Raw genomic sequence first — 13,333 nt, 5'->3', positions numbered from 1 at the left:
GCGTTGTTGCAGCTAAATTGCCACGACGATAAAGTCGGTGAAATTCAACTCTTCTAACCTTCAGTTAGATCTTCGCTAAACAAAGAGAACAAGAAATGAGCAGCCGCCGCGCCGACCCACTGGCCCAGGTCAGTGATTTTGATATCCGCCTACTGCGGATTTTTCGCAGTGTCGTGGAGTGTGGCGGCTTCTCCGCAGCGGAAACCGTGCTCGGCATCGGCCGCTCGGCAATCAGCCAGCAGATGAGCGATCTGGAACAGCGCCTCGGCTTGCGCTTGTGCCAGCGCGGCCGGGCCGGGTTTTCGCTGACCGAGGAAGGTCGTGAGGTGTATCAATCAGCGCTGCAATTGTTGAGTGCGCTGGAAAGTTTCCGCACCGAGGTCAACGGCCTGCACCAACACCTGCGGGGTGAATTGATCATTGGCCTGACCGACAACCTCGTCACCCTGCCTCACATGCGCATCACCCACGCCCTCGCGCAACTGAAGGGGCGTGGGCCGGATGTGCAGATCCAGATTCGCATGATTGCGCCGAACGAAGTCGAACAAGGCGTGCTCGACGGACGTTTGCACGTTGGCGTGGTGCCGCAGGCTAGTGCGCTGTCAGGGCTGGAATATCAGCCGTTGTACAGCGAGCGTTCGCTGCTTTACTGCGCGGTGGGTCATCCGCTGTTTTATGTCGACGACAAACAACTCGATGATCAACGCCTCGACAGCCAGGACGCGATTGCGCCGACCTTTCGTTTGCCCGCGGAAATTCAGGCGCACTATCAGGCGCTCAATTGCACAGCCAGTGCCTCCGACCGCGAGGGCATGGCGTTTCTGATTCTGACCGGTCGCTACATCGGTTATCTGCCGGATCACTACGCCAGCCTTTGGGTGCAGCAAGGGCGGTTGCGGTCGCTCAAGGCTGGGACACGTTTTTACGATTTGAGTCTGGCATCGGTCACGCGCAAGGGGCGGCGCCCTCATTTGGTGCTGGAAAGCTTTTTGGAGAGTCTGGCGGCTACGCGTTGATAGGGACCGCAACATTGGTGAAGTACAGCAAGATCAAGGGATCGCAGCCTTCGGCAGCTCCTACAGAGAGAATAAGTTGAGCAAGTGGACAGCTTTTTGCAAAGCAGGATCAACCCGATCCTTGAACAAGAAGCCCACCGCCATGCAGCCAGACTCCGATTCGTCCAGTGAACTGATCTACGGCCTCAACGACCGTCCCAAACCCCTCGCCGCCATTCTCGCCGCACTGCAACACGTGCTCGCCAGTTTCGTCGGCATCATTACCCCGCCGCTGGTCATCGGCTCGGCGCTCGGGCTGACGGCGCATCTGCCGTATCTGATCAGCATGGCGCTGATGGTCTCGGGTGTCGGCACCTTTATCCAGGCGCGGCGGCCATTCGGCATTGGCGCGGGGATGATTTGTCTTCAAGGCACCAGTTTCGCTTTTCTCGGCGCGGTGCTGTCCGCCGGGTTTCTGGTCAAGCAACGCGGCGGCAGCCCGGAAGATATCCTGGCGATGATTTTCGGCGTGTGCTTTTTCGGCGCATTCGTGCAAATCGTGCTCAGCCGTTTCATCGGCCAGTTGCGCCGAGTGGTGACACCATTGGTGACCGGTATTGTGATCACGCTGATCGGCATCAGCCTGATCAAGGTCGGCATTACCGATCTGGGTGGCGGCTTCAATGCGCCGGACTTCGGCGCGCCGGGCAATCTGGCCATGGGCGTGTTTGTGCTGCTGACGATCATCCTGCTCAACCGCTCGAACACGCCGTGGGTAAGGCTGTCGGCGATCATCATCGGACTGGTGCTCGGCAGTTTCGCTGCGTGGTTCAGTGGGAAAATGGTGCCGCAGCCATTGCCTGACTTGCCGCTGGTGAGTTTTCCTACGCCGTTCAAGTTCGGATTCAACTTCGACTGGACAGCTTTCCTGCCGGTCGCGCTGATTTATCTGATCAGCACCCTCGAAACCGTCGGCGACCTCACCGCCAATTGCATGCTCGCCCGCCAGCCGATCAGTGGCCCTTCTTATATAAGCCGCTTGCGCGGTGGCGTGCTCGGTGACGGCGTGAGCTGCATGATCGCGGCGACCTTCAGCGCCTTCCCCAACACCACGTTCGCGCAAAACAATGGCGTGATCCAGTTGACCGGCGTCGCCAGCCGCTACGTCGGTCTGTACATCGGCGCAATCCTGTTCTGCCTCGGCCTGTTCCCGATGATCGGCGCGGTGCTGCAACAGATTCCGAAACCGGTGCTGGGCGGTGCGACGCTGGTGATGTTCGGCGCGGTGGCGGCGGCGGGCGTACGCATTCTCGCGCAGTCGCCGCTGGATCGGCGCAGCATGCTGATCATCGCCACTTCGTTCGGCGTTGGCCTCGGTATCGCCGCGCAACCGAACCTGCTGCACCTGCTGCCGAAACTGGTGCAGAACCTGTTCGACTCGGCGATCACCAGCGGCGGGCTGACCGCGATCTTCCTGTGTCTGTTGTTGCCGGAAGGCAAAACCGCAGCGGCGCAAGGCTCCGCGTCATTGAACAAGATCGAACAGGCGTAACGGTTTTTCTGCGCAAGGACTTGTCGGATGCCTGTGGGTGCGCTATCAACGCAACTGGTTGCACCCACAGACAATCCCGGAAGTGCCTATGACCTTTGAAGTCCCAGCCCACGGCGGCAAACCCGCCAGCCGCATTCGTCAGAAGAACGAAGAGACCATTCTCAAAGCCGCCGAAGACGAGTTCGCCCGTCACGGGTTCAAAGGCACCAGCATGAACACCATCGCGCAGAATGCCGGATTGCCCAAGGCCAACCTGCATTACTACTTCACCAACAAACTCGGTTTGTACGTGGCAGTGCTGAGCAACATCATCGAGTTGTGGGACAGCACTTTCAACACCCTCACCGCCGAGGATGATCCGGCCGAAGCACTGACCCGCTACATCCGCGCGAAGATGGAGTTCTCCCGGCGCCAGCCACAGGCCTCGCGGATATTCGCCATGGAAGTGATCAGTGGCGGCGAATGCCTGAGCGAATATTTCAATCAGGATTACCGCGCCTGGTTCACCGGGCGCGCGGCGGTGTTTCAGGCGTGGATCGATGCAGGCAAAATGGACCCGGTCGATCCGGTGCACCTGATTTTCCTGCTGTGGGGCAGCACCCAGCATTACGCCGACTTCGCCACGCAGATCTGCCGCGTCACCGGGCGCAGCAAGTTGACCAAGCAAGACATGGAAGACGCCGGCAACAACCTGATCCGCATCATCCTCAAAGGCTGCGGCCTCACTCCTTCTCTATAAGACGTTTATGCCTTTCACCCTCAGCGGTTTTTGCGAATACCGCGAAGAGATTCGCAAAAGCCGCTTCATCACTCTGGCGACGCCGATCAGCAGCCCCGCCGACGCGCAGGCGTTTTTCGAGCAGCACAGCGATTTGAATGCCACGCACAATTGCTGGGCGTGGAAACTCGGCGCGCAATACCGCAGCACTGACGACGGCGAGCCGGGCGGCACTGCCGGCCGCCCTATTCTGGCGGCGATCGAGGCGCAGGACTGCGATCAGGTCGCCGTGCTGGTGATCCGCTGGTACGGCGGCATTCAACTGGGCACCGGCGGTTTGGCCCGGGCCTACGGCGGCGGCGCTAACAAGTGCCTGCAAGCGGCGGACAAAATCGAGCTGATCAGCCGCGTGCCGCTGAGTTGCGCCTGTGGATTTGCCGAACTGGCGCTGGTGAAGTTGCGCGTGGCGGAACTCGGTGGATTGGTGGTGGAGGAAAACTTCACGGCCAATGGCGTTGAGTTGAAGTTGGCGGTGGGTGAGGCGCAGATTGAATTGCTGCAGAGCCAGTTGGCTGATCTGAGTCGTGGGCGGATTTTGTTGCAGCGCTAGATCCAGGATCAAAAGATCGCAGCCTTCGGCAGCTCCTACAGCGGTATCGCATTCCAACTGTAGGAGCTGCCGAAGGCTGCAATCTTTTAGAGCATCACTCCTACTTTCATAAAACCATGACTTGCCCACACCTGCTGTGCACCCGACTGTGGATAACCTGAGTACATACCGCCGTAACCCTTCTGTCATGCGGCTTTGCGCGATTTGTTCACTTTTCGTTCAACTGATCCGACGAAACGGAAAATCAGCGCAAAAACAGATAGTTAACGTCGTTTATCACCATTAGAAGAAAGCACTGCAGTGCTTATACCCAGCCTCAACGCTTGCGCACAATTACTGTGGAGCAACCTGTGGATAAGCCGTTCATGACCGTCGCTGTCGCTGGATCTGCCTAGGCCCCAAGTGATTGCTCGTTTTTTAACCAACGTAGCGCGAGCAAAACTGGAGCCTGTTCAATGGCTTTGCGCTGAATTGGTGCTCGATAGCGAGTCAAAACACCCCCTGATGCTCTGCTATCGGCGCTGGCGCACTGGCTTCGCAAGCGTTCCTGACTCAATGGCCAGGAAATTGCTTTATCCACAGGCACAACTCCAAGCCAGTCGAGCCTGTCATGTCCATCGCCCCTTCCCCGCCGCGCCTGCAGCTGCGCCAGATCAGCAAACGCTACCCCGGTTGCTTGGCCAACGATGCCATCGACCTGAGCATCGCGCCGGGTGAAATCCATGCCCTGCTCGGGGAAAACGGCGCAGGCAAAAGCACGTTGATGAAGATCATTTACGGTGTCACCCAGTGCGATAGCGGGGAAATGCTCTGGCAGGGGCAGCGCGTGCAGATCCGCAATCCGGCGCAGGCGCGGCAGTTGGGCATCGGCATGGTGTTCCAGCATTTCTCGCTGTTCGAAACCCTCAGCGTTGCGCAAAACATCGCGCTGGCGATGGGTGCGAAGGCTGGCACGCCGAAGCAACTGGAGCCAAAGATTCGCGAAGTATCACGGCGTTATGGCATGGCGCTGGAGCCGGAGCGACTTGTCCACAGCCTGTCGATCGGCGAGCGGCAGCGGGTGGAGATCATTCGCTGCCTGATGCAGGACATCCGCCTGTTGATTCTCGACGAGCCGACCTCGGTGCTGACGCCGCAAGAGGCTGACGATTTGTTCATCACCCTGCGACGCCTCGCCGACGAGGGCTGCAGCATTCTGTTTATCAGCCACAAGCTCGGTGAAGTGCGCGCCTTGTGCCACAACGCCACGGTGCTGCGCGGCGGTCGGGTAGCCGGGCATTGCCTGCCGGGCGAATGTTCGGATCAGCAACTGGCGCAACTGATGGTCGGCGAAGCGGCGGCGTTGATTGGCGAGTATCCGAAGGTCAGCGGTGGCGCGGCGTTTCTGCAGGTGCAGGGTTTGAGCTGGCACAACCCGGATCCGTTTGGCTGCTCGCTGCACGACATCAATGTTCAAGTGCGCAGCGGTGAAATCGTCGGCATCGCCGGGGTCGCGGGCAATGGTCAGGATGAATTGCTCGCCCTGCTCAGCGGCGAACAAACCTTGGCCCGTGCGCAAGCGGCGACCCTGCGCTTCGCAGATAGAAACGTCGCTGACCTGCGCCCGGATGCGCGGCGCAAACTGGGTCTGGCCTTCGTCCCCGCCGAACGACTCGGCCACGGCGCGGTGCCGGAATTGAGTCTGGCCGATAACGCCCTGCTCAGTGCTTTCCAGCAAGGCCTGGTCAGCCACGGGTTGATTCAACGAAGCAAAGTCGAAGCCCTCGCGCAACAGATCATCCAGCGTTTCGGCGTTAAAACTCCAGGCACGCAAACCGCCGCGCGCAGCCTCTCCGGCGGCAACCTGCAGAAATTCATCCTTGGTCGGGAGATCCTTCAGCAACCGAAATTGCTGATCGCCGCGCACCCGACCTGGGGCGTCGATATCGGCGCCGCCGCCACCATCCATCGCGCGTTGATTGCCCTGCGCGATGCCGGCGCGGCGATTCTGGTGATTTCCGAAGACCTCGATGAGCTGTTCCAGATCAGCGATCGCCTCGGCGCGCTGTGCGGCGGGCGTCTGTCGACTCTTCAAGACACCGGCCTTACACAACTGAGCGATGTCGGCGCGTGGATGGCCGGCCAGTTCGATCACTCACCTGGCGCCGCCTCGGTTTAACGGAGTTCCAACCATGCTGCTTTCTCTCGAACCCCGTGGTCAGCAATCGCGCCTGATGCTGTGGTGCTCGCCGTTACTGGCGGCGGTGCTGACCCTCGGCTGTGGCTCGCTGTTGTTCATCGCGCTGGGCCACGATCCCTTGCAAACCTTGCACACGCTGCTGATTGCACCGGTCAGCGATCTGTATGGCGTGTCCGAATTGCTGGTCAAGGCGCTGCCGATTCTGCTCTGCGCATTGGGCCTGGCCGTGGCCTATCAGGCGCGGATCTGGAACATCGGCGCCGAAGGCCAGTTGCTCCTCGGCGCGCTGGCCGGCAGTGCTGTGGCGGTGAACATTATCGATGTGCAAAGTCGCTGGGCGCTGGTGCTGATTCTGCTAACCGGCATCCTCGCCGGCGCCGTATGGGCCGGGCTTACGGCGTGGCTGCGCACGCGCTTCAACGCCAACGAAATCCTTACCAGCATCATGCTCAATTACATCGCGCTGAACCTGTTGCTGTTCTGCGTGCACGGGCCTCTGAAGGATCCTGAGGGATTCAATTTCCCCGAGTCGGCGATGTTTGGCGACGCCAGTCGTTTGCCGCTGCTGCTCGAAGACGGCCGGGTCCATGCGGGGGTGTATTTCGCCCTGCTCGCGCTGGTCGCGGTGTGGGTGTTGTTGCAGAAAAGCTTTATCGGTTTCCAGATCAAAGTGCTCGGGCTGGACAAGCGTGCGGCAGGCTTTGTCGGCTTTCGCGAGAAGCGCCTGATCTGGCTGGCGCTGTTGATCAGCGGCGGGCTGGCGGGGCTCGCCGGGGTTTGCGAAGTGACCGGGCCGATCGGCCAACTGGTGCCGCAGGTGTCGCCGGGCTATGGCTATGCGGCGATCACCGTGGCGTTTCTCGGACGGTTGAATCCAATCGGCATTCTGTTCTCCAGTCTGCTCATGGCACTGCTGTACCTCGGCGGCGAGAGCGCGCAGATGTCGCTCAATCTGCCGCAAGCGATCGCGCAATTGTTCCAGGGCATGATGCTGTTTTTCCTGCTCTCCTGTGACGTGCTGATTCTCTATCGGCCACGCCTGAAACTGCGCTGGACCCGGCGCGCCTCGACCCCTGCCGTAACCGCCGGAGCGCTGTGATGGATATCGATCTGTTGAGCAATATTTTCTACGCCATGGTCCGCTGCGGTACGCCGCTGCTGCTGGTGGCATTGGGTGAATTGATCTGCGAGAAGAGCGGCGTCCTCAATCTTGGCCAGGAAGGCATGATGCTGTTCGGCGCGGTGATCGGATTTATCGTTGCCCTCAACAGCGGCAACCTGTGGCTTGGCGTGTTGCTGGCGATGCTTGCCGGGATGTTGCTGTCGTCGCTGTTTGCCTTGGTCGCGCTGGTGTTCAACGCCAATCAGGTGGCCACCGGGTTGGCCCTGACGATCTTCGGTGTCGGGCTGTCGACGTTTGTCGGCGCGGCCTGGGTCGGTAAACCGCTGGCGGGTTTCGAGCCTTTGGCGATTCCGTATTTGAGTGAAATTCCGCTGATCGGGCGGATGCTGTTTGCCCAGGATCTGCTGGTGTATCTGTCGTTCGCGCTGTTTGCATTAGTGGCGTGGGTGATCATCAAAAGCCGTGTCGGCCTGATCATTCAGGCCGTCGGTGAAAACCCGGATGCCGCCAGTGCGATGGGCTTGCCGGTGCTGACTGTGCGTACTTTGGCGGTGCTGTTTGGCGGAGCAATGGCCGGACTTGCCGGGGCGTATCTGTCGCTGGCCTACACGCCGATGTGGGCAGAAAACATGACCGCCGGACGCGGCTGGATCGCCCTGGCGCTGGTGGTGTTTGCCAGTTGGCGGGTGTGGCGCTTGTTGCTCGGGGCCTATCTGTTCGGCCTCGCCAGCATCCTGCACCTGGTGGCTCAGGGGCTGGGGCTGGCGATCCCGTCGAGCCTGCTGGCGATGCTGCCGTATGTGGCAACGATTTTGGTGCTGGTTTTACTGTCCCGCGATGCCGTGCGCACACGGTTGTATGCGCCGGTTTCGTTGGGGCAGCCGTGGCAATCGGGACATTAGTTGATGTCAGAGCGGGCCTCTTCGCGAGCAGGCTCGCTCCCACAGGGGATCTGAGTGAACGCGGGCAAATGTGGGAGCGAGCCTGCTCGCGAAAGCGTTCGCACAGGCAACACCTGGAGCACGACCCACAACTATTTCTGATCAAACACCCTCGAGAAACTCAAGAAGCCTGGAGTATGCTCCGGGGTCAAAGCCGCTTTTTTCGTCAAGAGCTGCAACTGCGCCTCGGTCAGGCGTGTCCATTGAATCCTGAACGCTGACTTTCAAGGAAACCCCATCATGTCTCAGGCAAAAAACGCACTGATCATCGGCGCCTCCCGGGGCTTGGGCCTCGGGCTGGTGAAGACCTTACTGGGTGATGGCTGGCAAGTAACTGCCACCGTGCGCAACCCGCAGAAGGCCGAGGCGCTGCAAGCGCTGGGTGATGTGCGCATCGAGAAGCTCGACATGGACGATCAGCAAGCAGTGATCGCCCTGAGCCAGAAGCTCAAGGGCGAAACCTTCGATCTGTTGTTCGTCAACGCCGGGGTCAAAGGCCCGGACGTGCAGACGCCGGGCGGCGCGACCCTGGCGGAGGTCGGGCAACTGTTTTTCACCAACGCGGTGGCGCCGATCAACCTGGCCCAGCGTTTCGTCGGGCAGATCCGCGACGGCAGCGGCGTGCTGGCGTTCATGAGTTCGGTGCTCGGCAGCGTGACCATGCCCGACGCGCCGGAACTGGCGCTGTACAAGGCGAGCAAGGCAGCCCTCAATTCGATGACCAACAGTTTCGTCACGCAACTGGGCGAGCAGAAATTGACCGTGCTGTCGCTGCACCCGGGCTGGGTGAAGACCGACATGGGCGGCGAAGGCGCCGATCTCGATGTCGAGACCAGCACCCGCGGGCTGATCGATCAGGTCAACGCGTTTACCGGCAAGGGCGGGCATCACTTCGTCAATTACAAGGGTGAAACCATTCCCTGGTAAGTCTACGAATCTCCTGTGTAGGAGCTGCCGAAGGCTGCGATCTTTTGATTTTCAAGATCAAGATCAAAAGATCGCAGCCTTCGGCAGCTCCTACACGGGGTTCGTGGTGAATGGTCGGGTTGGGCTTGCCCGATGGGGCGATTTGTTTGAAACTGCGCGCCTCGTCCTTCGCGGCGACCCTGGATCAGCAGACAGGGCAACACTGAGCTGGCAACCCTGAACCCAACTTTCAGAGGAGCCGGCCACAATGCCTGCGACCCGTATCTGGTTAAAAAATCCCCTCGCCATTTTCACCTCCAACGAGCTTGATGCCCGTGGCGGCCTTGTCGTGCAGGACGGTGTCATCGTCGAAGTGCTCGCTGGCGGTCAGCAGCCGTCGGCGCCGTGCAATGAAGTGTTCGATGCCCGCGAACAGGTGATCCTGCCGGGCCTGATCAACACTCACCACCACTTCTATCAAACCCTGACTCGCGCCTGGGCGCCGGTGGTCAATCAGCCGTTGTTTCCGTGGCTGAAAACCCTGTACCCGGTGTGGGCGCGTCTGACCCCGGAAAAACTCGCCCTCGCAACCAAAGTGGCGCTCGCCGAATTGCTGCTCTCGGGCTGCACTACCGCCGCTGACCATCACTATCTGTTCCCGGACGGTCTGGAAAATGCCATCGACGTGCAGGTCGAAACCGTGCGGGAACTGGGCATGCGCGCCATGCTCACGCGCGGTTCGATGAGCCTCGGCGAGAAGGACGGCGGCCTGCCTCCGCAACAAACGGTGCAGGAAGGTCAGGTGATTCTCGATGACAGCCAGCGGCTGATTCACGAGTACCACGAGCGTGGCGACGGCGCGCAGATCCAGATCGCCCTGGCGCCGTGTTCGCCATTTTCGGTGACCCCGGAAATCATGTCGGCCAGCGCTGATCTGGCCAACCAGCTCGATGTGCGTCTGCACACGCACCTGGCGGAAACCCTCGATGAGGAAGATTTCTGCCTGCAACGCTTCGGCCTGCGCACCGTGGATTATCTGGACAGCGTCGGCTGGCTCGGCCCGCGTACCTGGCTGGCCCACGGCATCCATTTCAACCCCGACGAAATCGCCCGCCTCGGCCAGGCCGGCACCGGTATTTGCCATTGCCCGAGCTCGAACATGCGCCTGGCGTCCGGGATCTGCCCGAGCATCGAGCTGACCGACGCCGGCGCGCTGTTCGGTCTCGGTGTGGACGGTTCGGCGTCCAACGATGCTTCGAACATGATCCTCGAAGCGCGTCAGGCGTTGTACATCCAGCGCCTGCGTTACGGCGCAGAAAAGATCACCCCGGAGCGCGTGCTGGGCTGGGCGACCAAGGGTTCGGCGAGCTTATTGGGGCGTACCGATATTGGTGAGATTGCCGTGGGCAAGCAGGCGGATCTGGCGTTGTTCAAGCTCGATGAACTGCGCTTCTCCGGTAGCCATGATCCGATTTCGGCATTGTTGCTGTGCGGCGCTGATCGGGCTGATCGGGTGATGATTGGCGGCAAGTGGCGTGTGATTGATGGCCAGGTTGAAGGGTTGGATCTGGAAGGTCTGATTGCCGATCACAGCCAGGCCGCTCGCCAGCTGATCGCCGGTACCTGATCCAATCAACAATCCCTGTGGGAGCGAGCTTGCTCGCGAAGGCGTCGTGTCAGTCAGTACTTGTGGTGACTGATACACCGCTTTCGCGAGCAAGCTCGCTCCCACAGTTGTTTTTGCGTCGCCCTCAGAGGCCCAGCAGGGACAACATGATGAATGTGGCAAACAGCACAAAGTGGGTCATGCCCTCGATGGCGTTGGTTTCGCCGTCATTGAGGTTGATCGCGCTGACGATCAGGGTGATGAAGATCATCACTGTCTGCACCGGGGTCATCGCCATTTGAAACGGCTGGCCGGTGTACAGCGCCATCGCCTCCATCACCGGCACGGTGAGGATCACCGTCGACAGTGACGCGCCCATCGCAATGTTGACCACCGATTGCATACGATTGGCCAGTGCTGCACGCAGTGCGGTCAGAATCTCCGGCGCCGCCGAAATCGCCGCCACCAGAATCGCCGTGATCACCGGCGGCGCGCCCGTGCCCTCCAGGCCCAGATCAAGCGTCTTCGACATGACCTCGGCCAGCGCGCCGATGATCACCACCCCCGACACCAGAATGCCGATCGACAGCGCCAGGCTGACCGGTTTCGGTTCCTGCTCGACGGGTTCTTTGCGGCGGCGTTTGTCCGGGTAGCTGTAGCTGAAAAAGTAACTGTGCGGGCCGACCTGCATGCGCAGAAACAGCGCGTAAAGCACCACCATCGCGCCGATGGTGAACGCCGAATAAATCTTCCAGTTGGCCTGGGGAATGAATTCCGGCACCACCATCGACACCCCCATCGCAGTGAGGATCATCACGCTGTAGCTGCGCGCCGAATCGTCGTTGTAGGACTGCTCGCCGTGTTTGATCCCGCCCATCAGCGCGGCGAGGCCAAGGATGCCGTTGATGTCGAGCATCACCGCTGAATAAATCGTGTCGCGCACCAGCGTCGCCGAGGCCTCGTTGCTCATCATGATCGCCAGAATCACCACTTCGACCAGCACCGCCGAGAGCGTGAGGATCATCGTGCCGTAGGGATCGCCGACCTTCTCCGCGAGCAATTCGGCGTGATGGGCGACGCGCATCGAAGCGGCGACGATGAAGGCGATCAGCAGCAGACCGCCGACCAGCGCGACGATCTGGCCGCTGTGCAGCAGCCAGTGTTCCAGTGGATAAGCGACGCACGCGGCAAGGACTGCCAGCAGCAGGAAGCTTTCTTGTTTGAGGATCGAGAGCATGGCGGGCCTTCTGCCGAAAAGAGCTGATGAAGCTACTGACTGCCGGGCGGCGCTAACGTTTCGTTACATCTTCGCGCACCAACCCATGGCGGTGCTTCGTCAGGTGCACCTTTATTGGCCTTGAGGGCCCTATCGCGAGCAGGCTCACTCCTACAGTTGAAATGCATTCCCCCTTAGGAGTGAGCCTGCTCGCGATAGCCATCACGCGGTTCTCGAAAGTTTGTTGTCCTGTTGGTCAGCAATTTGCATTGGTCCTGAGCACACACAACAAAATGGGGTTCGGGTTCATGCCAATACGTCCGCTGCACAAACTGCTGTACACCGCCATCGGTCTGGGAATCAGCCTGAGCGCCAGCGCTGCCGATCCGCTGAAGGTCGGTTTCGTCTACATCGGCCCGATCGGTGACCACGGCTGGACGTATCAGCATGAACAGGGGCGCAAGGCCCTGGCGGAAAAATTCGGCCCGCAGATCACCACCAACTACGTGGAAAACGTCGCCGAAGGCGCCGACGCCGAGCGGGTGATCCGCAACATGGCCAAGGACAAATACGACCTGATCTTCACCACGTCATTCGGCTACATGAACCCGACGGTGAAAGTCGCCAAACAATTTCCCAAGGTGATTTTCGAACACGCCACCGGCTACAAGCAGGACAAGAATCTTGGCACCTATCTCGCGCGCACTTACGAGGGCCGTTACGTCAGCGGATTCCTCGCGGCGAAGATGACCAAGACCAGGAAGATCGGCTACGTCGCCTCGTTCCCGATTCCGGAAGTGATCCGCGATATCAACGCCATCCAGCTGGCCTTGAACAAGTACAACCCTGGCACCGAGATCAAAGTGGTGTGGGTCAACTCCTGGTTCGACCCGGGTAAAGAGGCCGATGCCGCCAACGCGCTGATCGATCAGGGCGTCGACGTGGTGTTCCAGCACACCGACAGCCCGGCGCCGATCCAGGCTGCCGAACGACGCGGCGTGTACGCCGTGGGTTACGCCTCGGACATGGCCCACTTCGGCCCGAAAGCCGTGCTGACGTCAATCGTCAACGACTGGGCGCCGCACTACATTCAGGCAACGCAAGGTGTGATCGATCACACCTGGAAATCCCAGGATTACTGGGGCGGGCTGAAGGAAAGCACGGTTGAACTGCCGATCAGCGATCTGGTGCCGGCGCCGGTGAAAGCCGAGGCCGAGCAGTTGATCGCCGACATCAAAAGCGGTGCATTGCAGCCATTTACCGGGCCGATCAAGGATCAGGCCGGTGTGGAAAAAATCCCGGCGGGCGTGAGCGCCACCAACGCGGAACTGGCGTCGATGAATTATTACGTCGAGGGCATGAAGGCCGAGATGCCGAAGTAGTCCCCCGATTCACCACACAACACCCTGTGGGAGCGAGCCTGCTCGCGAAAGCGGTGTGTCATTAAACAAAAATGTTGTCTGACACTCCCTCTTCGCGAGCAGGCT

11 protein-coding genes are annotated in these 13,333 nt (G+C 60.3%); 10 read left to right on the top strand and 1 reads right to left on the bottom strand.

The genetic code is table 11. The annotated features are described in order from the left end of the window. Nucleotides 1–95 precede the first annotated feature (95 nt). The 9 genes from J2Y90_RS09420 (at nt 96) to J2Y90_RS09380 (ending at nt 10,651) form a co-directional block, all read left to right on the top strand. A complete protein-coding gene (locus J2Y90_RS09420; RefSeq protein WP_253498813.1) occupies nt 96–1,016 on the top strand; it encodes a LysR family transcriptional regulator in 921 nt (306 codons plus the stop codon). 142 nt (nt 1,017–1,158) lie between these two features. Further along, nucleotides 1,159–2,547 carry a uracil-xanthine permease family protein gene (locus J2Y90_RS09415; RefSeq protein ID WP_253505109.1) on the top strand — a complete coding sequence of 463 codons (1,389 nt, stop codon included), beginning with the start codon at nt 1,159–1,161 and terminating at the stop codon, nt 2,545–2,547. 88 nt (nt 2,548–2,635) lie between these two features. Continuing rightward, nucleotides 2,636–3,286: a TetR/AcrR family transcriptional regulator gene (locus J2Y90_RS09410; RefSeq protein WP_024011475.1), complete on the top strand. Its 651-nt coding sequence runs from the start codon at nt 2,636–2,638 to the stop codon at nt 3,284–3,286. 7 nt (nt 3,287–3,293) lie between these two features. Beyond that, nucleotides 3,294–3,875 carry an IMPACT family protein gene (locus J2Y90_RS09405; RefSeq protein WP_253498811.1) on the top strand — a complete coding sequence of 194 codons (582 nt, stop codon included), beginning with the start codon at nt 3,294–3,296 and terminating at the stop codon, nt 3,873–3,875. Nucleotides 3,876–4,485: 610 nt separating this feature from the next. Further along, nucleotides 4,486–6,033, top strand: a complete 1,548-nt coding sequence (locus J2Y90_RS09400; RefSeq protein ID WP_253498810.1) for an ABC transporter ATP-binding protein — start codon at nt 4,486–4,488, stop codon at nt 6,031–6,033. Nucleotides 6,034–6,046: 13 nt separating this feature from the next. After that, nucleotides 6,047–7,153, top strand: a complete 1,107-nt coding sequence (locus J2Y90_RS09395; RefSeq protein ID WP_253498808.1) for an ABC transporter permease — start codon at nt 6,047–6,049, stop codon at nt 7,151–7,153. After that, nucleotides 7,153–8,079 carry an ABC transporter permease gene (locus J2Y90_RS09390; protein ID WP_041479652.1) on the top strand — a complete coding sequence of 309 codons (927 nt, stop codon included), beginning with the start codon at nt 7,153–7,155 and terminating at the stop codon, nt 8,077–8,079. The genes J2Y90_RS09395 and J2Y90_RS09390 overlap by 1 nt, the downstream gene beginning before the upstream one ends. A 279-nt stretch (nt 8,080–8,358) precedes the next feature. Continuing rightward, the gene (locus J2Y90_RS09385) at nt 8,359–9,045 is read left to right on the top strand and encodes an SDR family oxidoreductase (protein WP_016771812.1); all 687 of its coding nucleotides are present in this window, start codon (nt 8,359–8,361) and stop codon (nt 9,043–9,045) included. 247 nt (nt 9,046–9,292) lie between these two features. Further along, complete coding sequence (locus J2Y90_RS09380) at nt 9,293–10,651, top strand: 8-oxoguanine deaminase (protein WP_253498806.1); 1,359 nt, start codon at nt 9,293–9,295, stop codon at nt 10,649–10,651. Between the two features lie 124 nt (nt 10,652–10,775). On the opposite strand, the gene J2Y90_RS09370 is transcribed toward J2Y90_RS09380, so the two are convergent. After that, entirely contained in the window at nt 10,776–11,867 is a 1,092-nt protein-coding gene (locus J2Y90_RS09370) for a calcium:proton antiporter (RefSeq protein WP_042609771.1), read from the bottom strand. A 287-nt stretch (nt 11,868–12,154) separates the two neighbouring features. Here J2Y90_RS09370 and J2Y90_RS09365 point away from each other — a divergent pair, with 287 nt between their 5' ends. Continuing rightward, entirely contained in the window at nt 12,155–13,228 is a 1,074-nt protein-coding gene (locus tag J2Y90_RS09365; RefSeq protein WP_253498804.1) for a BMP family ABC transporter substrate-binding protein, read from the top strand. Nucleotides 13,229–13,333: the final 105 nt, after the last annotated feature.

Origin of the sequence: Pseudomonas koreensis (genome assembly GCF_024169245.1) — a bacterium.
Lineage (GTDB): Bacteria > Pseudomonadota > Gammaproteobacteria > Pseudomonadales > Pseudomonadaceae > Aquipseudomonas > Aquipseudomonas koreensis_F.
This window is presented reverse-complemented; position numbering and strand designations above follow the sequence as displayed.